This window comes from Symbiobacterium terraclitae (assembly GCF_017874315.1).
Taxonomy (GTDB): domain Bacteria; phylum Bacillota; class Sulfobacillia; order Symbiobacteriales; family Symbiobacteriaceae; genus Symbiobacterium; species Symbiobacterium terraclitae.
Genome location: NZ_JAGGLG010000017.1, coordinates 14969 through 40491, shown reverse-complemented (window position 1 = coordinate 40491; position 25523 = coordinate 14969). Strand labels below are relative to the sequence as shown.

Below are 25523 nucleotides of genomic sequence, written 5' to 3'. Positions count from 1 at the left end.
TGGTTTCCTGCGCCGGGCGGCGCCTCTCCCAACCCAGCCGATACCGGACTGACATCCTTCCGAAACGGAGACGAAACGAACCACCATGGCGACCATCCTCACCCCCGCGGCGATCTTCGCGGGGACGCTATACCTCGTCATCCGCCGGCCCCGGAACCTGAACACCGGCATCTCTGCCCTGCTCGGCGCCCTGCTGGCCCTGCTGGCGGGCGCCATTACCCTTGCCGACGTGCAGTCCGTCGTCGGCATCGTCTGGGACGCCACCCTGGCCCTGGTGGCGATCATGATCATCTCGGCCCTGCTGGAGCAGGCCGGTTTCTTCCGCTGGGCTGCCCTGCACATGGCCCGGCACGCCGGCGGCAGCGGGCGCGGCGTGTTCGTGGCCGTCATCCTGCTGGCCACCGCCGTATCGGCATTCTTCACCAACGACGCGACCGTGCTGATCGTCACCCCGATCGTCCTGGAGATGGCGGAGGCGCTCGGCTTCGGCCAGCGTTCGTTCCTCCCCTTCGCCATGGCCTGCGGCTTCATCGCCGACGCCATGTCGATCCCGCTGGCCGTCTCCAACCTGACCAACATGATCGTCGCCCGCTTCTTCGACCTCTCCTTCGCCCGGTTTGCGCTGGTGATGCTGCTGCCCAGCCTCGCCTGCCTCCTGGTCACCACCGCCGTGCTGCTCTGGTACTACCGCCGGGAGATCCCGCGACGGGTGGACGTCTCCGGCCTGGCCTCGCCCGCCGCCGCGATCCGTGACCCCTTCCTCTTCCGGGTGGGCATGGCCGTCGTCTCCGGTATGGTGCTGGCCTTCCTGCTGAACCGCACCCTGTTCGAGGTGCCCACCTCGCTGGTGATGTCCGCCGGCGCCATCCTGCTGCTCATGGCGTCGTTCCGGAACCGGGTGGTGGAGCCGTGGCGGGCGATCCGGCAGGCGCCGTGGCACGTGGTCGCGTTCGCCGTCGGCATGTACCTGGTCGTCTTCGCCGTGGGCAAGGCCGGGCTGACCGACCTCACCGCCCGGGCGCTGCAGGGGCTGGCTGGCCACGGGCTGGGGATCACGATCCTCGGGACGGGCGTGCTGGTGGCCCTGCTCTCCGCTGCGATGAACAACCTGCCCGGCGTGCTGGTCGGCACGCTGGCGGTGGCCGCCACCGGCGCAACGGGGCTGCTGGGCGAGGGGATGGTGATGGCCACGGTCATCGGCGCCGACATCGGCCCGAAGCTCACGCCCATCGGCTCGCTGGCGACGCTGATGTGGCTGCACACCCTCCAGGGCCGGGGGCTGACCATCACCTGGGGCGCGTACCTCAGGAGCGCCCTGGTGATCACCCCGCCGGTGCTCCTTGCGACCCTCGCCGCCCTCTGGGCCGGGCTGCAGCTGATCATCTGAACCGCGATCCTCCTATCAGGGATCGCGGTTTTCGCATTGGTACCTGACCGCCTCACTCTGGGGTGCAGTCCGCATTCACGCGATAGTACCGAACGCCTATCTGCCCAGCCCTTCTATCCATCGCGAGGATGGGGGAGAGGTCGCGTTGACCGGAATCGGCGCGAAGGCCGACAATAAAGGCGTGGAGACGAGTCAGAGTTCGTTCCGAAATTCACGAAACTGCGGTAGTGAGGTGTCGCCATGGAACTGCGGGGTACCGTGGTGAGTTGGAAGGGCGGAGTCGCCCGGGTGAGGATCGCCGTCAGCCCCTGTGCCGCCTGCGGGCACAGCTGTGCGGCACGCTCGGCGGACGGCGGCCGGTACCTGCTGGTCCATTCAGCCACCCCTCTGGCGCCGGGGCAGGCGGTCGTCGTGGACGCGAGCCTGCCCTCGCCTGCGCGGGCGGTGGCCCTGGCGTACCTGCTTCCGCTGGCTGGATTTATGGTCGGGCTCTTCCTGGGCAACGCCGCATGCGACGGCGCCCCGCTGCCGGCACTGGGCGCTGGCCTGGCCGGTGCGGCGGTCGCCTACGGCGCGGTCGCCCTCCTGGAGCGGCCGCGGCGCGCCCGCGTCCGCCTGGTGGGCGGCCCGTACGACGCAGTCTGTCCGCAGCAGTGATACGCAGTTGAGAAGAGGGAGGCATCGCTCATGAGTTTGTGGGCCCGCTTTCGCGGGGGAGTCCACCCGGACGCCCACAAGACGACCGCACAGTGTGCGACGAAGCCGCTGCCGCGGCCTGAGCGGGTCGTGCTGCCCCTGCGGCAGCACGTCGGGGCGCCGTGTCAGCCGCTGGTGAAGAAGGGCGACGAGGTGGCCCTGGGCCAGCCCGTAGGCGATACCGACGCGCCGGTCGCAGCGCCCGTTCACGCGAGCGTCAGCGGCAAGGTGGCGGCCGTGGAGCCCAGACTGAGCCCAAGCGGCCGCATGGAGCAGGCGGTCGTCATCGAGGCAGCGCCGGAGGACACCCCCTGGGTGGGGTTGCCGGCCGGGCTCGGCTGGGACCTCGACCCCGAGCTGCTGGATCCGGCCTTCATCCGCGACCGCGTCCGCCAGGCCGGCCTGGTGGGCATGGGCGGCGCGGGATTCCCGGCCGCCGTCAAGCTCAGCCCAAAGCCCGGGTCGGAGCCGGACGTGGTGATCCTGAACGGCGCCGAGTGCGAACCGTCCATCACCTCGGACCACCGCCTGATGCTGGAGCAGCCGGAGCGGGTCGTGCTGGGCCTGCGGCTCTTCATGCGGGCCACCGGGGCGCGGCGTGGCATCATCGGCATCGAGGCCAACAAGCCCGACGCCGCTGCCAGGCTGTCCCAGCTGGTGGCCGGCGACCCGTCCATCGCGGTGGAGGTCCTGCCCGTCCGCTACCCGCAGGGCGCCGAGAAAATGCTGGTCTGGGCGCTGCTGAGGCGGGCGGTGCCGGTGGGTGCCATCCCGCTGGACATGGGCGTCGTCGTGCAGAACGTGGCCACCGCCGCCGCTGCGGCCACCGCCCTGGCGGAGGGCCGGCCGCTCACCGACCGCATCGTCACCGTCAGCGGCCGGGTGCAGAGCCCCGGCAACTGGCGGGTTCCCCTGGGCACGTCCTTCGTGGACCTGGTCCGCTCCGCCGGCGGACTGACCGGCTCCCTGGCCCGGGTCATCGCCGGCGGCCCCATGATGGGCATGGCCCAGGCGGACCTGGACGTGCCGGTCACCAAGACCACGGGCTCGGTGATCCTGCTGGGTCCGGAGGACCTGGACGAGACGCCCGCGGGCCCGTGCATCCGCTGCGGGCGCTGCGTCTCGGCCTGCCCGATGGGCCTCCTGCCGGCGCAGCTCTGCGCGGCCGCGCTCAACTCCGACTGGGCGGCTGCGGAGCGGTTCCACGTGCGGGCGTGCATGGAGTGCGGCAGCTGCAGCTACGTCTGCCCGGCCCGCCGCCCGATCGTGCAGTCCATTCGGCTCGCCAAGTTTGAACTCGGGCGCCGCGCCCGGCAGGGGAGGGGATAGGATGAGCAAGACCGAAAGCGGCGAACTCCTGGTCGCCTCAAGCCCGCACCTCTGGGCCGGCGTCTCCACCGGCCGCATCATGCGGGACGTCCTCATCGCCCTGGCACCTGCCGCCCTGGGCGCCGTCTGCTTCTTCGGCTGGCGGGCCGCCGCCGTGATCGCCCTCAGCATGGGCACCGCCGCCCTCACCGAGTGGGGCTGCGCGCGGCTGATGGGCAAGCCCTCCACCCTGGCGGACGGTTCGGCGCTGGTGACGGGGCTGCTCCTGGCCCTGACCCTGCCGCCCGCCTCGCCCTTCTGGCTGCCCGTGCTGGGCGCCGCCTTCGCCATCGCCGTGGTGAAGGTCGCCTTCGGCGGCCTCGGGCACAACTTCGTCAACCCGGCCCTGGCGGCCCGGGCCTTCCTGCTGGCCGCCTTCCCGGCGGCGATGACCACCTGGACCAGCCCCTTCGACGCCGTCACCACCGCCACGCCGCTGGCGGTGCTGCCCAACCCCTTCGCCCGCGAGGTGCTGGCCGGCGACCTGCCGTCCTACACCGACCTGCTGCTGGGCACGGTGGGCGGCTCCCTGGGCGAGACCTCGGCCGTCCTGCTGCTGCTGGGGGCGGCCTACCTGCTGGTGAAGCAGATCATCGACTGGCGGATCCCCGCCGGCTTCCTCGCCACGCTGGCGCTGTTCGCCTGGGTCTTCGGCGGCACCGGCGGGCTCTTCACCGGCGACCCGCTCTACCACCTGCTGGCCGGCGGCGCCATCCTGGGTGCCTTCTTCATGGCCACCGACTACGTCACGGCGCCGATCACGGCCCGGGGCCGCTGGATCTTCGCCGTGGGCTGTGGCCTGATCACCGCCCTGATCCGCCTCTACGGCGGCTACCCGGAGGGCGTGCTCTTCGCCATCCTGCTGATGAACGTGGTGTCGCCGCTGATCGACCGGTTCCTGGTCCCGGCGCCCTTCGGGGGGGTGAAGGGACGTGCGTGATGCACTGCGGATGGTGTTGACGCTGCTGGTGGTCTGCACGGTGGCCGGCGTGGCGCTGGCCGGGGTGAACGGGGTGACCGCCCCGATCATCGCCGAGATGGAGGAGCGGGCGCTGCAGGAGGGCCTGGCCCAGGTCCTGCCCGGCGCCGAGCGGTTCGCGGAGGTGCCGCCGGATGAACTGGCCGGCGCAGGCACCCCCGTGCAGGCGGCCTGGCGCGGGCTGAACGCCGCGGGGCAGCCCGTAGGCGTGGTCGTGAAGGCGGCACCCAGCGGCTACGGCGGCGCGATCGTGATGCTCGTCGGGGTGGAGCCCGGCGGCACGCTGCACCAGATGAAGATCCTCAGCGCCTCCGGCGAGACGCCGGGGCTCGGCTCCAAGGCGACGGAGCGGTCCTTCCTCGACCAGTTCCTGGGCCTCAGCCCCTCCATCGGGCTGGTGAAGAACCAGGCCCCCTCGGGCAACGAGATCCAGGCGGTCACCGGCGCCACGATCTCCTCTCAGGCGGTGCTCGACGGCGTGAACGCGGCCCTCGATGCCGCCCGCCACCTGCAGAACGTGAGGTGAAGGCCGTGAAGGAGTCAGCTTCGCACGCAACGTTTCTGGGGGTGCTGACGGACGGCGTCCGCCAGGCGCCGCCCTTCCGCCTGCTGCTGGGCCTCTGCCCGTCGCTGGCGGTGACCACCGCGATGGAGAACGGCTTCTGGATGGGCCTGGCCGTCATCTTCGTCCTCTCCTGCTCCGAGGTCATGATCAGCCTGCTGCGCAAGGTGATCCCGGACCGGGTGCGCATCCCGGTCTACATCGTGATCGTGGCCGCCTTCACGACCATCGTCGACATGGTCATGCATGCCTACCTGCCGGGCATGCACGCGATCCTGGGCATCTTCATCCCGCTGATCGTCGTCAACTGCGTCATCCTCGGCCGGGCGGAGGCCTTCGCCTCCAAGAACGGCCCGCTGCTCTCCGTGGCCGACGCCGTGGGCGTGGGCGCCGGTTTCACCGTGGCGCTGATGGCCATCGGGGGCGTGCGTGAGCTGCTGGGCACCGGCAACCTGAAGCTGTTCGGGATCGCGCTGCTGGGCGGCGGCCTGCCGCTGGAGGTCGTGGTGATGCTGCTGCCCGCCGGCGCCTTCTTCGTGATCGGCTTCATGATGGGCGGCCTGGCCCTGCTGCAGAACCGGGCCAAGAAGCGGGCGCAGCAGCCCGTGCAGTGCTGCACGGTTGACGGAGAGGGGGCGGCAGGGTAATGGAGTTCCTCGCCATCCTGGTCGGCGGCATCCTGATCAACAACTACATCTTCTCCCGCTTCCTGGGCCTCTGTCCCTTCTTCGGGGTGTCGAGCAAACTGGAGACGGTCTACGGCATGGGCGCCGCGGTGGTCTTCGTCATGACCCTGGCCTCGGCCATCACCTGGCCGCTGCAGCGCCTCCTGCTGGAGCCGCTGGGCCTGGGCTACCTGCAGACGGTGGCCTTCATCCTGGTCATCGCCGCGCTGGTGCAGTCCGTCGAGATGGTGATCCAGCGGGTGAGCCCGCCGCTCTACGCCGCCCTGGGCATCTACCTGCCGCTGCTCACCACCAACTGCGCGGTGCTGGGTGCGGCGCTGCTGAACATCACCTCGGGCTACGGCTTCATGGCCTCCGTGATGAACGGCTTCGCCTCCGGCATCGGCTGGACCCTGGCCACCCTGCTCTTCGCCGGCGTGCGGGAGCGGGTGGAGGGCGCGCACATCCCCGAGGCCCTGCGGGGAATGCCCATCGCCTTCGTGGCCGCCGGCCTCATGGCGCTGGCCTTCATGGGCTTCCAGGGCCTGTTCCGCGGGATCCTCTTCTAGGCGAGGTGATGGAGCGATGATGACAGCAGCGCTTGTACTCGGAGGCGCGGGCCTGGTGCTGGGCGCCGGCCTGGCCTTCGTGGCGGTGAAGATCGCGGTCCCGCCCGACGAGCGGGTGGCCGCCGTGCGCGAGCGGCTCCCCGGCGCCAACTGCGGCGCCTGCGGCTTCCCTGGCTGCGACGGGCTTGCCGCCGCCCTGGTGAAGGGCGAGGCGAAGCCGGACAGCTGCACGGCCGGCGGGCCCGCCACGGCGGCAGCGGTGGCCGAGGTGCTGGGCCTCGAGGCGGTGGCCGGCGAGCGGATGGTGGTCGCCGTCCACTGCGTGGGTACGAATCAGGCGGCCCGGCGATCCTATGAGTACCTGGGCATTGCGGACTGCCGGGCGGCGGCGATCATGCCCGGCGGGGGTCCGAGGGCCTGCTCCTACGGCTGCGTCGGCCTGGGCACCTGCGTGCGGGCCTGCCCGTTCGACGCCCTGGCGATGGACGACGAGGCCGGCCTGCCCGTCGTGGACCGGGAGAAGTGCACCAGCTGCGGCATCTGCACGCAGGAGTGCCCGAAGAACATCATGGCCCTGGTGCCTGCCTCGCAGCCCACCCTGGTCTCCTGCCGGAACCTGGACAAGGGTCCGCAGGTGCGCAAGGCCTGCTCCGCCGGCTGCATCGCCTGCGGCCTCTGCGTGCGCAGCTGCCCGCAGAAGACGATCTCGCTGGTGAACAACGTGGCCTGCATCGACCCCGCCGGCTGCGACGGCTGCGGGACGTGCGTGGAGAAGTGCCCGACGAAGTGCATCGTCTTCACGCACAACGTGCCGGTTGTCCAGGCGGTGTAGTGCCGGGAAAACGGAGGGATGCGCCGTGAAACGCAGGTCCTGGGCGCTGGTGGCCCTGCTTGCGGCCACGGCGCTTCTCCTTGCCCTGTGGTCGACCCGCCCGCAGCGCGTCGAGCGCACGGCCCTGCTCATGGACACGCCCGTCCGGGTGGTGGTGTACGCCCCCCGGAGGGAGGCGGGCGCCGCGGCTGATGCGGCTCTGGATCTGGTCGCACGCCTGGAGTCGCTCTGGCACCCGGGCCGGGCGGAGAGCGACGTCGCCCGGGTGAACGCCGCTGCCGGCGTGGCGCCGGTACACGTCGCACCGGAGACGATTCACCTGGCGCAGTTGGCCCTGCAGGTGGCGGAGGAGAGCGGCGGCGCCTTCGACCCCACCGTCGGGCCGCTGTCGGCGGCCTGGGGCTTCGGCGAGGGCGGGCGCGTCCCCAGCGATGCCGAGCGGGCCGCCGCCCAGGCGCTGGTCAACTGGCGGGATCTGCAGGTGGACGAGGCGGCCGGAACGCTCTACCTCGCCCGCCCGGGGATGACGGTGGACTTCGGGGCGGTGGCCAAGGGCTACGCCGCCCGCCTCGTGCGGGAGCAGCTGGCGGAAGCCGGCGTCCGGGCCGCACTGGTCCAGCTGGGCGGGAGCATCGCCCTGCTCGGCGAGCGGCCCGAGGGCGGTCCGTGGCAGATCGCCGTCCAGCACCCCCGCGATCCCCGGGGGTACCTGGCCACGCTGGCCCTCACGGGCGGATTCGCCGACACGGCCGGCGACTACCAGCGCTTCTTCGAGGAGGACGGCGTGCGCTACCACCACATCCTCGACCCGGCCACGGGATTCCCGGCCGCCGGGATGGCCAGCGTGACCGTGATCGCTCCCCGCGGCGAGTGGGCCGACGCCTTCGCCACCGCCGCCTTCGTGCTCGGGATGGAGGAGGGGTACCGCTTTCTCGTCGAACACGGGGTGGAGGGAATACTGGTCAGCGAGACGGGCGAGGTGCGGCTGACGCCGGGCATGGCCCATCTGGCCGAGGTGAGGGCCGGCGACTGGCCGGGGTGATTCCGGAGAGGGGCGAGGGGGGGTGACCCTGTGGCACGAGGTACCCGGAACTCGCACAGTACCCGTCAACTGGCCCGGCTTGGCCTGCTGACCGCCGTGGGGCTGGCCCTTGCCCTTCTTGAGCGGCAGCTGCCGCCCCCGGCGCCCCTGCCGGGTGTCCGCTGGGGGCTGGCCAACGCCGCCACGCTCGCCGCCCTCGCCCTGGGGGGACCGGGGGCGGGCTTCGCGGTCTGGGCCGCGCGGTTCTTCCTGGTCCAGGCGTTCAGCGGGGGCCTCTTTGGTCCCGCATTCCTCGTCGGCGGCGCCGGCGGGCTGATGGCCTGGGCCGTGATGGCTGCGCTCTCCCGGGTGCGTCCGCTCGGCGTCGCAGGCGTCAGTGCCGCCGGCGCCGTTGCCCACCACGTGGGGCAGATTGCGGCCGCGGCGCTCGTCACGGCGACTCCCGGCGTCATGTTCCTGCTGCCGCCGCTCCTGCTCCTGGGCCCGCCGGTGGGCCTCCTCACCGGCGTCCTGGTGGCGGTGCTCCTCCGCCGCCTCCGGGCCGCCGGCGCGCCCGCGGACGGTGGAGCGGTACTCGGCGGCGCGGCCACCGGCGACCCCCGGATCCTGCGCCCAGCCGATCTACTGCCGGCGGCCGGTGCCGTGGCACTGGCCCTGCTCCTGACCTTCGGACGCACGTGGTCGACCTCCGCCGCGGGCCAGCCCACACATGCGGTGGTGATGGTGGCGGGCAGCACCTGGCGCACGATCGATCTGAGTCAGGATGCTGTCTATCCCCTCGATGCGGCCGGCGGTCACCTGGTCGTGGAAGTGTCCGGAGGCGCGGTGCGGGTGAGGGAGTCCGACTGCCCCGATCAGGTCTGCGTGCTCACCGGGTGGATCTCGGCCCCCGGCGACATGCTGGTGTGCGTGCCGTACCGGGTCGTGATCCAGGTAGTCGGAAGCGGGGGCGGCGGCCCGGATGCCATTCTCCGATAGGCAGTGCTAAGGGGCCAGGGCAGGGGTGCCCTGGCTTCAGTGTGCATGGCATCTTCGAGACGGGGTTGGCAACGCCTGCTTGCGCCCACGGTTGCCCACGGACACTCCGTTAAGTATCATGATCTAAACATTCGATGTATCGAAGAAGGGAGGCGCCGCCATGGGGCGCATTCCGTTTCGTGAGGTCATCGGCGCAGAGGTGGTGGAGGCGGGCCACGGCCGGAGTGTCGTGCGCATGCCGGCCAGCGAGCACACGCTGAACAACCTGGGCATCGTGCACGGGGGTGCGCTGTGCACCCTGGCCGACGCGGCCATCGGCACAGCCCTGCGCAGCGCGCTCAAGCCGGGCGATGCCGTCGCCACGATTGAGATGAAGGTCAACTTCATCGCCCCCGGCCGGGGCGACTTGCTGGCCCGCGCCCGGACGCTCCACCTCGGGGGCACCACGGCGGTCGCGGAGGCGGAGATCGAGGACGTGCGGGGCACGCTGGTGGCCAAGGCGCTGGCCACGTTCTTCGTCAAGCACGGCGCGGTCGAGCCGCGGCCCGGGGCCCGGACGGCGATGGATCCAGACGTGGACGGACCGGAGCCGCGGGACTGAGCACGGCATGACGCGGAACCCCCGGCCGGCCCGTCCGGTCGGGGGTTACTGCGCCTACTTCAAGTACTCCTCAAACCACTCGGCGATCATCCGCAGCCGGTGCACCCGGTGCCAGGGCTTGCCCGTGCGGCTCATCCCGTGGAACTCGCCCGGGTACCGGACGAACTTCACAGGCTTCCTCTGGTACTTCAGCGCCGCGTACAGCTGCTCGCCCTGGTCGATGGGGCAGCGCATGTCGTTCTCCTGGTGCTCGATGAGCAGCGGGGTGTTGACGCGCGAGGCGTGCACGAGCGGCGACTGCTTCAGGTAGGGGCCCAGGTTCTCGACTTCCCACCAGTTCTCGGTGCCGAACTGGCGCAGGCGGTCGTAGCCCACATCCGACGTGCCCATCGCAGACCAGCGGTTGACCACCGAGCGCATCGTGACCGCCGCCTTGAAGCGGTCGGTGTGGCTGACGATCCAGTTGACCATGAAACCCCCGTAGGAGCCCCCGGCCACGCCGAGCCGGTCGCCGTCCACGAAGGGGAAGCGCGCCACGGCACCCTCGATGGCGGCCATGACGTCAGCGTAATCCTTGTTCCCCCAGTCAGCCCGGATCGCCCGGCAGAAGTCGTGGCCGTAACCCTGGGAGCCCCGGGGGTTCGAGTAGACCACGGCGTACCCCTGCGCCGCGAGCCAGTGGAACTCGAAGAAGAAGTTGGCGCCGTACATCGCCATCGGCCCGCCGTGGATCTCCAGCACGGTTGGATACCTCTTTCCCGGCTCCATCCCCACAGGCGGGAGAATCCAGGCGTCCACCGCGGGCTCGCCCTCGCCGGCCGTCACCTGGAAGCGCTCGGGCACGGTCAGCTCCAGCTGGTGGAGCAGCGCATCGTTGTGCGCGGTCAGCCGCACCTCGCTGACGCCGCCCCCGCGCAGCACCGTGCCGGCGTTGGGCACGACCGGTGCGGGATGCGGCTCGTCCAGCCGGGCCAGGTAGATGTCCCCCGGCGACTGCGGCGTGGCGAAGGCCAGGGCCGCCCGGCGGCAGTCCGGCGTGAGGGAGAAGGCCTGGATCACGCGGTCGCCGCCGGTCACGGGCACGACCGCGCCCGTGGCGGCCCCGACCCGCACCAGGTGCACCTGCCCGCCGTCCGACACGATGCCGTATATCCAGCGGGAATCCGGCGACCAGGTGAGCCGGCCCCCGGCGGGGGCGACCAGGTCGGAGGAGGCCTCGTTGACGAAGGGGCGGTCGAGGTCGCCTGCCAGCTGGCGGATGGCGCCCGTGGCCCGCTCCAGCACGTAGAGGCCGGTGGGGCAGTAGCCGGACTCGGCGGGGTCGCGGGCCAGGAACGCGATCAGCCGCCCGTCCGGGGAGGCGACCGGACCGGAGCAGGTCAGCGTCCCGTCGCCCGGAGTGAGCCGCTCGGGCTCGCCGCCGGATACCGGCAGGTACCAGATGTCGACGTGGCCGGGGTACCAGTCCCGGTCCTCACGCCGGTTGGCGGCGAAGAGCAGCCCGGCGCCGTCGGGGGTCCAGCTGACGTCCAGGTGGTCGAAGTCGCCGAAGGTCAGCTGCTTCGGCTCGCCGCCGTCCACGCCGATGGTGCAGATGTGCTTGCGCTCCTCGGTGTAGAAGCCCACGCCGTCCATCTTGTACTGCAGGCGGGTGATCACCTTGACGTCCTTGGTGAACTTCTTGTAGAGGTCCTTCTCGTCCTCATCCTTCCCTTCGGGCTGCAGGCCGGCTGAGGTCAGGTTAGCCGTGAAGGCGATGGTGCGCCCGTCTGGGCTCCAGACGGGGTTGGAGACGCCGCCCTTGACGCGGGTCAGCTGCCGGGCCTCGCCACCGTCCAGCGACAGGAGCCACAGCTGGTTGGACCCGCTGCGGTTGGAGACGAAGACCAGGTGACGGCCGTCGGGGGACCAGCGGGGCTGCGTGTCCTTCCGGCCGCCCGTGAAGCGCACCGGCTCGGCGCCCTCCCGGGCCAGCCAGATCGCGGAGGTGTACTCATTTTTCTCCTTGTCGATCTCCTGGAGCACGTACGCCACGCGGTTCCCGTCAGGGGCAATCTGGCAGTCTCCGGCCAGCTTGATGGCGAGCAGGTCCTCAACGGAGAGTCTCCGGCGGGTGGACAAGCGATCTCCCCCTCCAATAGTTCGTTCCACTAACAATTGGCCGCCCGGCAGTCGCCTTCCTGCCGGGCGGCGGGTGCGCCATGAGGGCCCTCCGCCGACGCGGTGGCGGGAGCGCCGCCTACCCTCGCACCGGCGAGGGGAAGCGCCGGGCCATCAACAGCGCGATAGTGCAGGCGACCAGCGGGTAGGCGCTCATGAAGAACCGGAAGGCGTGGTGCGGCATGGGCCCGGGCTGGTCGCCGCTCACGTAGCCGAACAGGAGGGGGAGGAGCCCCCAGGCCAGCCCCTGCAGCGCCCCGGAGATGCGGGTGACGAAGCCGTTGACCGCGTAGTAGACGCCTTCCCGCCGCCTGCCGGTGCGCTCGGCGTCCTGGTCGATCACCCAGGCCAGGATCACCTCGGTCGTCACCAGCACGCCGCTCATTCCCGCCCCGAAGACGGCGCCGGCCGCCAGTCCCGTCCACAGGTCCCGCCCGAGCGCCAGCAGGGCCGAGGCGACCACCAGCGTGGCCAGGGCGGTCACCCACGCCCGCTTGCCGCCCCGGGTTCGGCAGAACCAGGACCAGAGGGCGACGGTGGGGATGGCCGTCAGGAAGACCATCCCAAAGAGCACGGTGGTCATGGCGGCGTCGAGACCGAGCGTGTACTTGGCGTAGAAGGTCATGCCGGCGCCCAGGAGGCCGAAGGTGAACTGGGTCATCGTCGCCGAGAGGGCGTAGATCCAGAATGCCCGGTCGGTGAGGGTCTGCCGGAAGGCCTCGGTCAGGCCCAGCGGTTCCGCCTCGCTGGCCGCGGGGTCCTCGGGGCAGCCGGTCACCGACGCCGGCACCAGGACGGCGGCCAGCGCCGCAAACAGGAGGGCCATCCCTGCCGGTCCCAGGAGCCCCATGACCATCGGCGTGAGGGCGATCCCCACGATCATGGCCAGCAGCTGGAAGCCGTGCTTGACGGCGGCGGCGCGGGACCGCTCCCGGTGCTCCCGGAACAGCTCGGGATACAGGGAGGAGAAGTTGGTCCACATCACGGTGGCGAAGGTCTCCTGCAGCACCAGCGCCGCCAGGAACCAGGCGAAGAGCCGGGCGCCGGCCTGGAAGGCGGCGGGAACCCAGAAGCCCATGATGAAGGTGAGCAGGAACAGCGGCAGGCCGGCCATCAGCCAGGGACGGCGGCGGCCCCAACGGGTTCTGGTGCGATCCGAGAGGTAGCCGAAGAGAGGATCGTTCAGGGCGTTCCACACGGAGTTGATCGTGCGGGCCAGCCCGGCCATCCCCAGTGCCAGACCGAGCCCGTCCACGTAGTGGAAGACGATGTGGTTCTCGAACGCCATCACGGGAATCGAGATGCCGAGCATCCCCAGCCCGTACAGCCACGCGGTTCTGCCGGATCGGGAAGGCCCCGGGGACAGCGGCCCGCCCTCGCCCGGCATCACATGACCCTCCTCAGGGCGTCCCGCACGTCGCGGTAGGTGATCAGGACAAACTCAGCCAGCACCCGCCGCACGTCGGGATCCTGCAGGGCCTCCAGGTCGGCCTGGCGCCCCTCCCAGTCGGCCAGGGCGCGCCCCTCGTCGGTGGGCACGGCGGCGTGGTGGATGAGGTGATAGACGCCCGGGCCCAGGCGGCTCAGCGTGTCGCAGTACCACGCCTTGCGCTCGGCCGGCGGAATGTGGTAGCCGTCCACGATGCGCAGCCGCGGCAGCGGGGAGCGCTCACAGAGCGCGACCAGGTCCTGCCGGAACGGCTCCGGCAGCATTTCGTAGCTCGCCTCGTCCGGCAGCAGCGCGGGGAGCCGGTGCTCGACGGCCAGGCTGTGGTAGGCCGCGGCGAGGTCGGGGCGCAGGACGGCGCCCATGTGCGTGTCCAGGTGCGTCACGTCGATGCCCAGGGCAAGGGCCGCCTCCAGTTGTGCCCGCATCTCGGCAGCGGCCTCCCCGGGGTCCAGCTGCCGCCAGGCGGCCTCCAGCGTGGCGGGTAGGTACCCCGCCGCGTCGCGCAGCGACGCGCCCCCGGTGAGCGGCCGCAGCCGGGGAGCGGGCCACTCGCTGGTCAGGGTGACGTGCACGCCCAGGTCGCCCTGCCGGGGGCGCGGCGCCCACGGCCCCGGCACCATCACCGATCCGGTGGGCAGGCCGAGCCGTTCGTACGCCTGCTCCTGGGCATGGGTGAGGCCCAGGTCGTCGTGGTGGATGATGATGGCCCGCTTGCCTTCCAGCCCTAACGATCGCCACAGTTCGTTCACCGGTCATCCAGCCTCCTCCAGGGTTGTTTCCTATTTCGTTCTCGACACCACCCGCGACCGCCTGCCGCCGTGCCGAAACTGGGCGAAAGTTGTGCGAGAACGGCGCCGGTGATCGAAACCATTGTCGAACGTGAAACGGGACATCCCCATGCCCACGTCAGTCACGGTGAAAGGCTGGTTCCGGCAGGTGCCCGGCAACTGCACGGCGTAAACCTTCGTCAAACAGGGGATACGACCCACGCGAAGGGAGACGCCTCAATGTCGCAGACCGATAGGGCAGCCCCGCCAGCGGACCGGTCGGCCGCCATAGACCGCCTGATGCGGGAGTACGGCACGAAGGTACTCCACCTGGCCTACTATTACCTGAAAGACCGGCACCTCGCCGAGGACGTGGCCCAGGAGGTCTTCATCAAGGCCTACCGCAACTGGGATTCGTTCCGTGGCGAGAGCTCGGCCTATACCTGGCTGTATCGCATCACGGTCAACCTCTGCCGCGACAAGGCGCGCAGCGCCTGGTGGCGGCGGCTGTTGCCCACCGACGATCCGCGCGCCGCTGGCACGGAAGTCGAGCCGGACGCGACGGGTACAGATCCCGAAGAGGCGGCCGTTCTCAGTGACGAGCGGGATCGGCTGATGGCGTACGTCATGCAGCTTTCCGAGCCGTATCGGGAAGTGGTAATACTCTACTACTACCACGATCTCACCACGGTGGAGATTGCCGAGGTGACGGGGCAGAACGAGAACACCATCAAAACGCGCCTGTTCCGTGCACGGGCCATGCTGAAACAGATGCTGCAGAAAGGGGGTGTGGCCCGGTGAGCGACCTCGACAGGGAACTGCGCCAGGCGATCAAGGCCGGTGTGGACCGGTCGCTCGAGGGCTGGACCTTCACGCCCGCCATGCGCCAGGCTGTGCTGGAGCGCATCGCGGCCGAGAAGGAGCCCGCGGCCACTCCTGACCCGCCCCGCCGGCAGTCGCTGAGGCCCGTCTACTGGGTCACCGCCGCGGCCGCGGCGCTGATCCTCGCCGTGAACCTGCTCCCCGACCGCCCGGGCGACCTCTCCGGCGGGTCCGCCCCGGAGGCGGCCTCCACCGCCATCACCGACCGGTCGGGATCGAGCGAACTCCGGATCATGGCGGCGCCCGGGGCGGGTGGAGAGCTCAACCTGCAGACAGCGGATGCGCAGAGCAAGTCGGGTGAGACCGCGCCGCCCGAGGCGCCCGGCGCGTTCACCGCCACCATGGCCCCGGTGGAGCCGGTGAAGCTGGTTCTCAGTCTTGACGAGCTGAAGACGAAGTCCGGGTCGGATGACCCCGCGCGCGGCGACACCGGCGGGACCGCAGGTGCACCCCCCGTCATGACCATGTCCGTCCAGCCGACGATGGTCGACCTCACCCCGCTGCAGGACGGGAAGGTCGCCGTGCTCAACTCCATGGCCCTGCAGGTGGTGGACCAGGCCGGCAACGTCCTGGCCGAGGAGCCGGTGGCGCCGGAGCCCACGGCGCTCGCCGACGGCCCGGCCGGGGAGCCTGCGGTCGTGAGCGGCAACGTCGTGTCCCGCTTCAGGGCGGACGGTCAGCCCGCCGGTTCGCTCGAGCTGGACAAGGCGCCTGCCCGGGTGGCCGTGGCCGCCGACCGGGTGGCCGTGGCGGACGCCAGCGGGGTGAAGGTCTACGCGGGCGATGTGCAGGTGCACGTGCTCGACGGGCTGCAGGCTGAGGCCATCGCCCTCGCCGAGGATGGATCCCTGGCGGTGCTCACGGGTATGCCGCGACCCCGACTGCAGGTCTACTCGTCCAGCCTCGCCCTGATGATGGAACAGGACGTGGAGGCTGACGGCTCCGCCCTCGCCTTCCTCGCGGGCGGGAGCCGGGTGGCGGCCGGGCGGCAGGTGTACGACCGTTCGGGTGCCCATGTCTGGAGCTTCCCCTTCGCCCCGGATGAGATCGTGGGCACAGGCAGCGGCGCCGTGCTGGCGTGGAACCCGCAGACGGCCGCCCTGGTCCGTGCTGAGACCGGCGAGACCCTGTGGCTGGCGGAAGCCGCCGGCGGGACGATTCTGCGGGCCACGGCCGCTTTGGACAACGACCTGGCAGCGGTGGTGGTCGGCGACGACGGCAGTGCCGGAGTCTGGGTGATCGACGCCGCCGGCACCTGGCGTCACGCAGAGCCGCTGGATGCGATCCCCGTGGACGTGGCGGTCACCGGTGACCACCTGCACATCCTGTTGACCGGCGGGCTCGAGGTGCGCTCGCTGCGCGACGAGAGCGACCCCTGAGCCAGTGAGGCCCCCCGAGCGACGAGGGCGCCCGTGCAGGCGTCCCGGCGGGCTGCCTGGCCGGGTGCGGCCACCCGACGGGACGGGGGCTTGCCAAGGGATGTGCGTGTGGGGGAGAATAGGTGTGTGTGATCATCTATTCCCCGGTGAATGGGAGGGTCTCCGGTGAACTTCTGGGTATGGATCATTGGATGGGCAGCCGCCTCGGCGGTGGTCTACCTGGCCCTGTCGATCAACGGTAAGACGGAGTCGGCCGGCGCCGGCCACGACGACCACGGGCACGGCCACGGACACCACTAGAAGCGCAGGAAAGCCCGCCGTGACGGACAAGCCACGGCGGGTTTGCGCACCGCCCACCAGGTATGTAGGGGGCATACGTGCATGGAAGTGATCAAGATCACGCCGCGGGGGTATTGCCACGGCGTAGTGGGCGCCATTCAGCTGGTCCGCAGGGTGGCCCGGGACCCCAGCGTTCCCCGGCCGATCTACGTGTTGGGGCAGATCGTGCACAACCACCACGTGGTGGAGGAGATGGAGTCCCTCGGGGTCATCACCCTGGACGGGCCGAACCGGCTCAGCCTGCTGGAGCAGGTGAACGAGGGCACCGTCATCTTCACCGCCCACGGCGTGTCGCCCGCGGTGAAGATCCGCGCGCGGGAGAAGGGGCTGCACGTGGTGGACGCCACCTGCCCCGACGTGACGAAAACCCATGAACTCATCGCTGAACTGGTGCGCCGGGGGTACGAGGTCATCTACATCGGCAAGAAGGGGCATCCTGAGCCGGAGGGGGCGGTGGGGGTGGCGCCGGATCACGTCCACCTGGTGGAGCGGGAGGAGGACCTGGACGCCCTCTCGTTTGCCCCGGACCAGCCGCTGGCCGTCACCAACCAGACGACGCTCTCGCAGTGGGACACGCAGGCGCTGATGGCAAAGGTGAAGGAGCGCTGGCCGCAGACGGAGGTCTACAACGAGATCTGCCTGGCCACCCAGCAGCGCCAGGAGGCCGTGGCCCAGATGGCGCCGCAGGCGGACCTGGTGCTGGTGGTGGGCGACCGCCGCTCCAACAACTCCAACCGCCTGGTTCAGGTGGCCCGGGAGCTGGCCGCCCGGGAGGCTCACCTGGTGGACAGCGTGGACGAGATCGACCCGGCGTGGCTGAAGGGGAAGCGGAAGGTCGCCGTCACCTCGGGCGCCTCCACCCCGACGCAGGTCACGCGTGCCGTGATTCAGTTTCTGGAGCAGTACAACCTCGAGGTGGAGGAGCGCTGAGGCCGCATGCGCAGCGAAGCTGAGCTCCGCGCACTCGTCAGCCTGCTTGGGGACGAACACGAAGGCGTCGCCCGCGCGGCCTGGGATGCGCTGCTCACGGCGGGCCCAGCCGCCGTGCCCTTCCTGGAGGCCGCCTTCGACGCCCCGGAACACCGCCTGCGTGGGCGGGTGCGCTCCCTGCTGGAGGAGCTGCGCATCGCGGCCGTCGAGGAGCGCTGGGTGCGCTTCGTCAGCCAGGAGGACGATTCGCTGGACCTGGAGCAGGGCTGCCTGCTGCTGGCCGCCCTGGGTGGCAGCGAGGGGCGGGAGCGGAAGGTGGCCTCGTTCCTGGACGCCGTCGCCGCCAGCGTGCGGGCGCAGGTGCCGCTCGTGGGCGGGCTCCAGGCGATGGGCGACGTGCTGTTCGAGAACCTGCGCTTCCGGGGCGGCGACCCCTGGACCCTGGAGCACCACCTCCTGCCCAGCGTGCTGGAGCGGCGGCGGGGCATTCCCATCGCCCTGGCTGCCGTCTACATCCTCGTCGGCCGGCGGGCGGGCCTGCCGGTGTACGGCGTCGCCATGCCCGATCACTTCCTGGCGCTCTACGAGCAGGCGGACCAGCCCGCGTACATCGACTGCTACAACCGGGGCCGGATCTACCGGCACGAGACCCTGAAACAACTGCTGCACCGGCGGGGGATGTTCACCGTCAACCAGGCGCTGGCCCCGTGCAGCACCCGGCTGATGCTCTACCGCATGCTCAACAACCTCGAGCGGGTGTACACCAAGGTCGGCCAGGAGCGGCTGGCCGAGCGGGTGCGGCGCTGGCGGGAGCTCCTGGTCGTCAGGGGCGACGGTGCCCCCCGGGGGTGAGAAAGGGCCCGGATAACGCAACTCGGGGAGGGGTCCGAACCCCTCCCCGTTTCGCGTCACTGTTTCACAGAACCCGCCGTCAGGCCGCGTACGAAGTAGCGCTGCAGCAAGAAGAAGACCGTAAGCGGGAGAATCATCGAGATGAATGCTCCGGCCGTGAGCAGGTGCCAGTCCTGTCCGAAGGAGCCCATCAGGCCCAGCAGCCGCTGGGTCAACACCTGCGTGCCGGCATCGGCGCTGAGGAAGACCAGGGCCACCAGCAGGTCGTTCCACGTCCAGAGGAACTGGAAGACGGCGAAGGAGGCCAGCGCAGGCGTCGAGAGCGGCAGGATGAGCCGCGTGAAGATGGTGAAGTGGGTCGCCCCGTCGATGAAGGCGGATTCGAAGATGTCGCGGGGGATCGTGCTGACGTAGTTGTACAGCAGGTAGACCGCCAGCGGCAGTCCGAACCCGGTGTGGGCGAGCCAGACGCCCAGGTAGGTGCCGTTGAGGCCCACCTTGATGTAGTCGCGCAGGACCGGGATCAGCGAGACCTGAAGCGGTACGCTCATCAGCCCGACGATCAGGATGAACAGCCACCTCCGGCCGGGGAAGCGGATCCAGGCGAAGCCGTAGGCGGCGGCCGCCGCGATCAGGATCGGGATGATCGTCGAGGGAACCGCGACGGCGATGGTGTTCACCAGGGCGGAGAGCAGGTTGACGTTCGCGTACTTCCGGCCGCCGGTCTCGATGCCGAGCGCAATGCGGTAGTTGTCCAGCGTGAACTCCGCCTCGCCGGGGTTGGTGAGGACCGTCCACCAGCCCGACGTGCTCACCGCGTCGGCCGGCCGGACCGAGCTGATGAGCAGGCCGATGGTCGGCGTGATCCAGATGAACGTCAGGAAGATCAGGATGGCGTAGACCACGATGACGCCCGGCTTCACATGGCTTTTCTGTCCCGTTCGGCTGAGGGACCTCGTCGGCGCAGCGCTGCTCATCAGAACGCCTCCGTCCGTTTGCTGAAGTCGCGCAGGTTGTAGAGCATGATCGGCAGGACCACCAGGAGCAGTACGATGGCCACAGCCGACGCGCGGCCGAAGTTGAACTGCCGGAACATCTGGGTGTACTGCACGTTGGCGATGACCTGCGTGCCGTAGTTACCGCCGGTCATGGACTGGACCACGTCGAAGATCTTCAGCGTGCCGAGGACGATGGTGGTGCCGACGGTGAGCACCGTGCCCTTGATGGTCGGCAGGGTGATGTGGAAGAAGACCTGCACCTCGTTGGCCCCGTCGATGCGCCCGGCCTCCAGGATGTCGGCCGGAACGTTCTTGATCGCCGCCGAGAAGACCACCATGGCGAAGCCGGTCTGCAGCCACACGAAGATGAACACCAGGAACAGGTTGTTCCAGGGCTGCCTGAGCAGCCAGGGCGTCGGGTCGCCCCCCATTGCCGTCACCAGCGCGTTGAGCAGGCCGATCTGCGGTGCGCCGGCCGGGCGGAACTCGTAGACGAACTTCCAGATCACCGAGGCGCCGACCATCGAGATCGCCATGGGCATGAAGATGATCGCCTTGACGATCTTCTCGAAGACCGGATGCGTGCGGTCGGCCATCACGGCGACGATCAGGCCGAGGATCAGGCTGAAGCTGGTGCCGAAGGTGAGCCAGAAGAAGAAGTTGTTGCGGAACGAGATCAGCATCTCACGGCTGGAGAACGCGTACACGTAGTTGGCCAGCCCGACGAACTGCTGGCCGTTGGCGTCGTAGAAGCTGGCAATGAGCGTGCGGAGGGTCGGCAGGGCGAGATACCCCACGACGACCGCGACCGCGGGGCCCACGAACAGGATCGGGATGAGGCGCCGCTTCCACGTGGCCGGAAACTGCTCCACCAGGTAGGACGCCAGGGTGAACAGCAGCATCACGCCGCCGACGCCCCATGCGATGGCCAGGAGCGCCAGCAGCCACTGGGGCAGGGTGGCGTCACGCAGGAAGTAGAAGGTCTCCAGCAGGAAGGCGCCCGACACCGCGAGGGCAGCGGCGATGAGAACGCCCCGCCAGAGCGGGGTGTCCAGCCGCGCCAGCAGGCTGGACCGGGAATGGGGCTCAGGTGCGCGTCGCATCATGCTCCTCCTCCACGCGCGGGCAGGCGTGGCATCGCACGGCCCGGGGCGGGTCGGGCGGGTACACGGCGTGCACCCGCCCGATCTCCGCATGCATCCCGCTGGTTACTGAAGCGCGGCGTCGATCTCCTGGAGAGCGGTATCCAGATCGGAGGCGCCGCTCACCCAGTTGGTGATGCCGACCCAGAACGCCCGGTTGAGCTCGGCCGGCATGGCGTCGGAGCCGTCGAAGCGGCCGGCCTTGGCGTTGATGATGGTCTCGGCCATGGTGCGCTCGAGCTCGGTCTTGTAGACGTTCAGATCCTGGCCCTTGTGCGGGAACAGGGAGCTGCCCATCGCGGCCCACTTCTTGGTGGCGTCGACGGTGGTCAGCCACTCCATGAACTTCTTGACCTCCGGCCGGTCGTGGCCCTTGAAGACGACGAAGATGTCGCCGCCGACGGCGAGGCCGGGCTCAACGGCGGGGTCGATGGGCGGCATGATGAACACGCCGACGTTCTCATCGAGGTTCGCCTGGACGTCCTCCTGGAAGAAGCTCGTCACGAAGCTGCCCTGGAAGTGCAGCCAGCACTGCGCCGGGTTGGTGAACAGGCCCTTGGCCGCCTCGGCCACGTCGGTCAGGGCGATGGAATCCTGGCCGCCGTAAACGTTGCCCGGGGTCATCCAGATGTCGCCCAGGAGCTCGAAGGCCCGCTTGACCTCGGGCGAGTTGAACTTCAGCTCGCCGGCCACCCAGCGGTCGTAGTTCTCGGTGGAGGTGGTGCGCAGCATGATGGACTCGATCCAGTCGGTGCCCTTCCAGCCCGTGGCGTCGCCCGCCGCGATGCCGTCGCAGAACGGGGCGATGCCGGTGCCCCGCATCTTCTCCACCAGGGCCATCAGCTCGTCCCAGGTCTTGGGAACCTCGTAGCCGGCCGCCTCGAACGCGGGCTTGTTGTACCAGATCCAGCCCTTGGCGTTCACGCGGTGGAAGATGCCGTACGGGGTGCCGCCAAAGGTGCCGAGCTCCTTCCACATCGGCTCGTAGTTCTGGTCGACGTTGGCGAGGATCTCAGGCCACAGGGGGACCAGGTAGCCCAGCTCGGCCATGCGCTGGGCGCCGCCCGGCTGCGGGAACATGGCGATGTCGGGGGGGTCGCCGCCCTGCGCCTTGACCTCGATCAGCGTGGCGAAGTCGTTGGCGCCGGTGTAGACCACGTCGATGTCGGGGTTGGCGGCCTCGAAGTCGGCGATGACCTCGTTGAACATGGTCTCCTCAGTGCCGACGACGGCGCCCAGGATGGTGACCGTCTTCTTCTCCGAACCCGTCTGCTGGGGCTGCGAGGTCGAAGGCGTCTGGGTCTGGGAGCCGGTTCCGGCATCGGGGGTCTGGGTCTGGGATCCGCCCTTGCTGCCGCAAGCGGCGAGGAGCATGGAAGCGATCAGCAGGACCGAGACGAGCCAGTGCTTGCGTCGCATCAAATCCGCCCTCCTCATGTGAATGGGATCCGACTAAATGCAGGGCCAGGATCGGGGCGCACTGCGCTCCCGTTCACCTCCCTCGCGTGCCGGCCCCGGCCTGTACCTGAAACCTGCTAACGGCGCGGTGTCGCGGTGGAACCGCGGACGATCAACTCCGGCGTGAGCCAGCGGGTGGTGGGGGGCTCCTCGCCCGCCACCAGCCGGGTGGCCAGGTGGAGAGCCTCACGGCCGATCAGGCCGATCGGCTGTCCGATGGTGGTGAGCGGCGGCCGCCAGAATCCGGCGATGGCCTGCCCGTCGAAGCCGACGACCGAGAGTTCGTGGGGCACCGAGATGCCCAGGTCGGCTGCCGCAGCCAGCACCCCGAGCGCGATCATGTCCGAGCAGCACAGGATCGCCGTAGGGGCCTCGGGCTGCCGCAGCAGCGAGATGGCCGCCTGATACCCGTGCTGCTGCTTCCACCGGACCTCCAGCTGCCACTCGGCAGGCGGCAGGCAGCCCGCCTCCGCGAGCTCGGCGCGCCAGCCGCGCCAGCGCGGGCCTGCGGCTACCTGGTCCGTCTCCGGGCCGCCCAGCAGGGCGATCTTGCGGTGGCCCAGCGAGAGCAGGTGCCGGGCGCCCATGCGGGCGCCGATCTCGGAGTCGACCAGGATGCCCGGCCACTCGCCGTCCGGGTCGAAGGTCGCCGCCAGGACGACGGGCCGCCCCAGCTTGCGGAAGGCATCCCGGTGCGCGTCGCCCAGGGTTCCCGAGGTGTAGATCACCGCGTCCAGGCGGTGCTCGCGGCACAGGTCGAGCGCCGCGAGGTCCTGCTCCTCGGAGAAGTCGGTGTGCAGCATCACGATCTGGATGCCCAGGCGGGCGGCCTCGCGGGTCATCCCGGTGGCCAGCTCGCCGAAGAACGGGTTGGCCACGTCAGGTACGATCACGCCGTAGAGGCCCGTGCGGCCGTGCACGAGGCTGCGGGCCGCCATGTTGGGCCGCCAGCCCAGCTGCGCCATCGCCTCCTCCACCCGCTCTCGGGTGGCGGGGGAGACGGGCGCCGAGCCGGAGATCACGCGCGACACGGTGGCCACGGAGACCCCGGCCAGGTTGGCCACGTCGCGGATCGTCGGGCCAGGCACGGGCACCACCTCAGTTCTCAAACTCCCAGTCGAAGAAGGACCAGCCTTGCGCCCGTTCGAGGACCAGGCGGGCGATTTCCTCGTGGCTGAAGGCCTGCGGGAAGTTGCCCCACTGGCTGCCGTTCCGCCCGTCGAAGTGCTCCGCCATCAGACCCAGGCTGGTGGCTGCCCTGAGGCAGGCGTTCAGCCACTGGTCGCAGCGGTCGACCTCGCCGGCCATCAGGTGGTAGCGGGCCAGCCAGAGCGTGGGCAGGTAGAAGGGAACCGCCGCCTGCTCCCACCGGCAGACGCCGCCGTAGAGCAGCAGGCCGCCGTCGTCTGCAGGCCGGTACATCCGCTCCACGGTGGACCGGATGCGGGGGTCGTCGGCGGGCAGGAGCCCGTAGAAGACCAGCGCCAGGACCGAGATGTCCATCGGGGCGAACGCCTCGGGGGTGGCGCCCCAGTGGCGCACGTACGACTGCCGGTCGGGGTCCCAGCCCCGCTCGATGGTGACGGCTGCGATCCGGCGGGCGCCCTCGGTCCAGCGCTCCGCCTCGGCGTCGCGGCCCAGCGCACGTGCGATGCGGGCCGCCGCCGCGAGCGCCGCGCGGCACATGACCTTGCCGTGCACCCAGTGGCCGACGTACTCGCGGGCCTCCCAGATGCCCGACTCCTGCCGTTCCCAGTTGGCCAGGATCCACTCGGCGGCACGGCGGACGCCGTCCCAGTGCCGGACCAGCGCCTCCCGGTCCCCGGTGCACTTGTAGTGGAACCAGAGCCCGTGCAGGACGTTTCCTTCGTTGTCCAGCTGCAGCTGGCCCGAGGCGGCGTTGCCCAGCCGGACCGGCACCTCTCCGCCCGGACCCGCCAGGTCGTCGATGAGCCGCTCCTTCGGATCCTGGCCGTCCACCGTGTAGAGGGGCTGCTGCCAGTGCCCGTCGGGGCCCTGGAGGCTGAAGCAGAAGTCGTAGAAGCGGCGGGCCTCACGGTGCAGGCCGGCGGCGTCCAACGTCATGGCGGTGTAGTAACCGTCACGCAGCCAGAGGTAGCGGTAGTCCCACTGGTGATCGCCGCCCGGGATCGCCGGGAACGACGCGGTGGGCGCCGCGATGATCGCGCCGGTGGGCTCGTAGGTCATCAGGCGGAGCACCACGAGGCTGCGCCAGTAGGCCTCTGCCCAGGCGGCCGGCACGCCTTCCGGGCTGCGGGCCGGCCTCAGCCACTCCTGCCATGCGGCCAGCTCGGCTTCGACCGAGGCGGCGCGCAGGTCGCCCAGCGCGGCCTCGGCTTCCTCGGCCGACCTGCCCCAGGCCAGGTAGACCCGGGCCTCGCCCGACGCCTCCTCGAGGTCCTCGCCCCGGATCAGCAGGCAGCCGTCCGGCGTGCGGAACAGCCCCTCCTCCCGGGTCACGGGCAGGTGCGCAGACTGCACCGGGTCGCCCACCACGCGGATGGCTGCCCGGCGGCCGGAGGCGTCCAGCGCGATCCGGCGGACCATGCCGTGCTTGCCCCACGGCATGAAGTCGGTGACCACCAGGCGCACCCCGTCGCCAGCCAGCTCCGTCTGCAGCACCGCCGAGTGTCCGAGGTAGTGCTGGCCCGCCGGGGTCAGGGCCACCGGCCGGCCGTCCACCTCCAGCTGGATGCCCAGGCTGCCCCCGCGGCGGGGATCCAGGGCGGCGGCGAAGAGCGGCTGGCTGTCGAAGCGGGGAATGCAGAGCCAGGAAATGGAGAGATCTGGTTCGACCAGTGCTGCGGTGTGGCCGTTGCCAACCAGGCCAGCATGAAAGCGCATGCGGTCTGTCTCCTCAACTTGTGATCAGGGCAAGCGGACCGACAGCGCCCCGGCGCGCGGTGGCGCGCCTCCGGCGCATGCCGGCGTTGATGAAATGAGATGTAACCGGTTACACCATTATCCTAGTCAGACCGTGATCGGCTGTCAACGGAATCCTACACGATCGCGCTTATGCCTTGTAATTTGCGGTCAACAAGGGTTAAGTCGGGGCGATCTGAACACAGCATTGTCTGAAACCGTTTATCACAATGTGGGGGGCCAATGTGGCTACGGCCCCCGCGGAGGGGGCTCCAAGTATCTGCAGGGCGTCGCGCGGCGTCCTAACGCTGCGGTTCAGGACGTAACACGCGCCGCCCGGGAAAGGATTCGGGCGGCCGACAAGGGAAAAATAGCCATGAGGGGGCGCACGCCCGTGCTGAAGAACCGGTTTCGCCAGCTGATTGGACTGTTGGTCGTGGGTCTGTTCGCAGTTGCGGTCGTCCAGTTCCTGCGGCAGACGGCCGGCAGCCCGCACTTGGGCTCCGCCGTGGCGTCGGGATTTGGGCTGCTGTTCTTCCTGGCCGCTGTGCTCGCGGTGGCCTGGTGGGCGGCCCGACGCGCTCGCGCCCGCGGCGAGTAGAAG

General features: G+C 70.1%; 25 protein-coding genes. 17 read left to right on the top strand and 8 right to left on the bottom strand.

Annotated elements, in window-relative coordinates:
• Positions 1–85: 85 nt before the first annotated feature.
• From arsB to J2Z79_RS10745, 11 genes are all read left to right on the top strand, one after another.
• Complete coding sequence (gene arsB / locus J2Z79_RS10795) at positions 86–1387, top strand: arsenical efflux pump membrane protein ArsB (RefSeq protein WP_209466895.1); 1302 nt, start codon at positions 86–88, stop codon at positions 1385–1387.
• 240 nt (positions 1388–1627) lie between these two features.
• Complete coding sequence (locus J2Z79_RS10790; RefSeq protein WP_209466894.1) at positions 1628–2044, top strand: SoxR reducing system RseC family protein; 417 nt, start codon at positions 1628–1630, stop codon at positions 2042–2044.
• 30 nt (positions 2045–2074) lie between these two features.
• A complete protein-coding gene (rsxC, locus tag J2Z79_RS10785; RefSeq protein ID WP_209466893.1) occupies positions 2075–3412 on the top strand; it encodes an electron transport complex subunit RsxC in 1338 nt (445 codons plus the stop codon).
• Between the two features lies 1 nt (position 3413).
• The gene (locus J2Z79_RS10780; protein WP_209466892.1) at positions 3414–4391 is read left to right on the top strand and encodes an RnfABCDGE type electron transport complex subunit D; all 978 of its coding nucleotides are present in this window, start codon (positions 3414–3416) and stop codon (positions 4389–4391) included.
• Positions 4384–4956: an RnfABCDGE type electron transport complex subunit G gene (locus J2Z79_RS10775; RefSeq protein ID WP_209466891.1), complete on the top strand. Its 573-nt coding sequence runs from the start codon at positions 4384–4386 to the stop codon at positions 4954–4956. Before J2Z79_RS10780 ends, J2Z79_RS10775 begins: the two co-directional genes overlap by 8 nt.
• 5 nt (positions 4957–4961) lie before the next feature.
• Entirely contained in the window at positions 4962–5639 is a 678-nt protein-coding gene (gene rsxE / locus J2Z79_RS10770; protein ID WP_209466890.1) for an electron transport complex subunit RsxE, read from the top strand.
• A complete protein-coding gene (rsxA, locus tag J2Z79_RS10765; protein WP_209466889.1) occupies positions 5639–6226 on the top strand; it encodes an electron transport complex subunit RsxA in 588 nt (195 codons plus the stop codon). The genes rsxE and rsxA overlap by 1 nt, the downstream gene beginning before the upstream one ends.
• Positions 6227–6242: 16 nt before the next feature.
• Positions 6243–7058, top strand: coding sequence for an RnfABCDGE type electron transport complex subunit B (locus J2Z79_RS10760; RefSeq protein ID WP_209466888.1), 816 nt, complete (start codon positions 6243–6245; stop codon positions 7056–7058).
• Positions 7059–7083: 25 nt separating this feature from the next.
• A complete protein-coding gene (locus tag J2Z79_RS10755; protein ID WP_209466887.1) occupies positions 7084–8100 on the top strand; it encodes an FAD:protein FMN transferase in 1017 nt (338 codons plus the stop codon).
• A 30-nt stretch (positions 8101–8130) separates the two neighbouring features.
• The gene (locus J2Z79_RS10750; RefSeq protein WP_209466886.1) at positions 8131–9078 is read left to right on the top strand and encodes a Gx transporter family protein; all 948 of its coding nucleotides are present in this window, start codon (positions 8131–8133) and stop codon (positions 9076–9078) included.
• A gap of 160 nt (positions 9079–9238) precedes the next feature.
• Positions 9239–9679: a PaaI family thioesterase gene (locus J2Z79_RS10745; RefSeq protein ID WP_209466885.1), complete on the top strand. Its 441-nt coding sequence runs from the start codon at positions 9239–9241 to the stop codon at positions 9677–9679.
• A gap of 54 nt (positions 9680–9733) precedes the next feature.
• Here J2Z79_RS10745 and J2Z79_RS10740 read toward each other — a convergent pair whose 3' ends face one another.
• From J2Z79_RS10740 to J2Z79_RS10730, 3 genes are all read right to left on the bottom strand, one after another.
• Positions 9734–11800 (bottom strand): S9 family peptidase, encoded by a 2067-nt coding sequence (locus J2Z79_RS10740; protein WP_209466884.1) that lies wholly within the window; start codon positions 11798–11800, stop codon positions 9734–9736.
• A 118-nt stretch (positions 11801–11918) separates the two neighbouring features.
• Complete coding sequence (locus J2Z79_RS10735; protein ID WP_209466883.1) at positions 11919–13226, bottom strand: MFS transporter; 1308 nt, start codon at positions 13224–13226, stop codon at positions 11919–11921.
• Positions 13226–14038 (bottom strand): carbohydrate deacetylase, encoded by an 813-nt coding sequence (locus J2Z79_RS10730; RefSeq protein WP_342589466.1) that lies wholly within the window; start codon positions 14036–14038, stop codon positions 13226–13228. The genes J2Z79_RS10735 and J2Z79_RS10730 overlap by 1 nt, the downstream gene beginning before the upstream one ends.
• A gap of 108 nt (positions 14039–14146) precedes the next feature.
• On the opposite strand from J2Z79_RS10730, the gene J2Z79_RS10725 reads away from it, so the two are divergent.
• From J2Z79_RS10725 to J2Z79_RS10710, 5 genes are all read left to right on the top strand, one after another.
• Complete coding sequence (locus J2Z79_RS10725) at positions 14147–14857, top strand: sigma-70 family RNA polymerase sigma factor (protein ID WP_209466882.1); 711 nt, start codon at positions 14147–14149, stop codon at positions 14855–14857.
• A complete protein-coding gene (locus tag J2Z79_RS10720) occupies positions 14854–16317 on the top strand; it encodes a hypothetical protein (RefSeq protein WP_209466881.1) in 1464 nt (487 codons plus the stop codon). The genes J2Z79_RS10725 and J2Z79_RS10720 overlap by 4 nt, the downstream gene beginning before the upstream one ends.
• Positions 16318–16482: 165 nt before the next feature.
• Positions 16483–16617, top strand: coding sequence for a hypothetical protein (locus tag J2Z79_RS18915; RefSeq protein ID WP_280953683.1), 135 nt, complete (start codon positions 16483–16485; stop codon positions 16615–16617).
• Between the two features lie 81 nt (positions 16618–16698).
• Positions 16699–17586: a 4-hydroxy-3-methylbut-2-enyl diphosphate reductase gene (locus J2Z79_RS10715; RefSeq protein ID WP_209466880.1), complete on the top strand. Its 888-nt coding sequence runs from the start codon at positions 16699–16701 to the stop codon at positions 17584–17586.
• Positions 17587–17592: 6 nt separating this feature from the next.
• Positions 17593–18438 carry a transglutaminase-like domain-containing protein gene (locus tag J2Z79_RS10710; RefSeq protein WP_209466879.1) on the top strand — a complete coding sequence of 282 codons (846 nt, stop codon included), beginning with the start codon at positions 17593–17595 and terminating at the stop codon, positions 18436–18438.
• Between the two features lie 56 nt (positions 18439–18494).
• On the opposite strand, the gene J2Z79_RS10705 is transcribed toward J2Z79_RS10710, so the two are convergent.
• From J2Z79_RS10705 to J2Z79_RS10685, 5 genes are all read right to left on the bottom strand, one after another.
• Positions 18495–19415, bottom strand: coding sequence for a carbohydrate ABC transporter permease (locus tag J2Z79_RS10705; protein ID WP_209466878.1), 921 nt, complete (start codon positions 19413–19415; stop codon positions 18495–18497).
• Complete coding sequence (locus J2Z79_RS10700) at positions 19415–20539, bottom strand: carbohydrate ABC transporter permease (RefSeq protein ID WP_209466877.1); 1125 nt, start codon at positions 20537–20539, stop codon at positions 19415–19417. The genes J2Z79_RS10705 and J2Z79_RS10700 overlap by 1 nt, the downstream gene beginning before the upstream one ends.
• A gap of 105 nt (positions 20540–20644) precedes the next feature.
• Positions 20645–21997 (bottom strand): ABC transporter substrate-binding protein, encoded by a 1353-nt coding sequence (locus J2Z79_RS10695; protein ID WP_209466876.1) that lies wholly within the window; start codon positions 21995–21997, stop codon positions 20645–20647.
• A 116-nt stretch (positions 21998–22113) separates the two neighbouring features.
• Entirely contained in the window at positions 22114–23133 is a 1020-nt protein-coding gene (locus J2Z79_RS10690) for a LacI family DNA-binding transcriptional regulator (protein WP_209466875.1), read from the bottom strand.
• A 1-nt stretch (position 23134) separates the two neighbouring features.
• Positions 23135–24901, bottom strand: coding sequence for a glycoside hydrolase family 15 protein (locus J2Z79_RS10685; protein ID WP_209466874.1), 1767 nt, complete (start codon positions 24899–24901; stop codon positions 23135–23137).
• Between the two features lie 412 nt (positions 24902–25313).
• Between J2Z79_RS10685 and J2Z79_RS10680 the strand changes: the two genes are divergently transcribed.
• Positions 25314–25520 carry a hypothetical protein gene (locus J2Z79_RS10680; RefSeq protein WP_209466873.1) on the top strand — a complete coding sequence of 69 codons (207 nt, stop codon included), beginning with the start codon at positions 25314–25316 and terminating at the stop codon, positions 25518–25520.
• Positions 25521–25523 lie beyond the last annotated feature (3 nt).

Bases quoted from the DNA above. Each gene is read 5' to 3' on its own strand.
- arsB (WP_209466895.1), top strand. From the start codon at position 86: ATGGCGACCATCCTCACCCCCGCGGCGATCTTCGCGGGGACGCTATAC.
- J2Z79_RS10790 (WP_209466894.1), top strand. From the start codon at position 1,628: ATGGAACTGCGGGGTACCGTGGTGAGTTGGAAGGGCGGAGTCGCCCGG.
- rsxC (WP_209466893.1), top strand. From the start codon at position 2,075: ATGAGTTTGTGGGCCCGCTTTCGCGGGGGAGTCCACCCGGACGCCCAC.
- J2Z79_RS10780 (WP_209466892.1), top strand. From the start codon at position 3,414: ATGAGCAAGACCGAAAGCGGCGAACTCCTGGTCGCCTCAAGCCCGCAC.
- rsxA (WP_209466889.1), top strand. From the start codon at position 5,639: ATGGAGTTCCTCGCCATCCTGGTCGGCGGCATCCTGATCAACAACTAC.
- J2Z79_RS10760 (WP_209466888.1), top strand. From the start codon at position 6,243: ATGATGACAGCAGCGCTTGTACTCGGAGGCGCGGGCCTGGTGCTGGGC.
- J2Z79_RS10745 (WP_209466885.1), top strand. From the start codon at position 9,239: ATGGGGCGCATTCCGTTTCGTGAGGTCATCGGCGCAGAGGTGGTGGAG.
- J2Z79_RS10735 (WP_209466883.1), bottom strand. From the start codon at position 13,226: ATGCCGGGCGAGGGCGGGCCGCTGTCCCCGGGGCCTTCCCGATCCGGC.
- J2Z79_RS10715 (WP_209466880.1), top strand. From the start codon at position 16,699: ATGGAAGTGATCAAGATCACGCCGCGGGGGTATTGCCACGGCGTAGTG.
- J2Z79_RS10710 (WP_209466879.1), top strand. From the start codon at position 17,593: ATGCGCAGCGAAGCTGAGCTCCGCGCACTCGTCAGCCTGCTTGGGGAC.
- J2Z79_RS10705 (WP_209466878.1), bottom strand. From the start codon at position 19,415: ATGAGCAGCGCTGCGCCGACGAGGTCCCTCAGCCGAACGGGACAGAAA.
- J2Z79_RS10700 (WP_209466877.1), bottom strand. From the start codon at position 20,539: ATGCGACGCGCACCTGAGCCCCATTCCCGGTCCAGCCTGCTGGCGCGG.
- J2Z79_RS10695 (WP_209466876.1), bottom strand. From the start codon at position 21,997: ATGCGACGCAAGCACTGGCTCGTCTCGGTCCTGCTGATCGCTTCCATG.
- J2Z79_RS10685 (WP_209466874.1), bottom strand. From the start codon at position 24,901: ATGCGCTTTCATGCTGGCCTGGTTGGCAACGGCCACACCGCAGCACTG.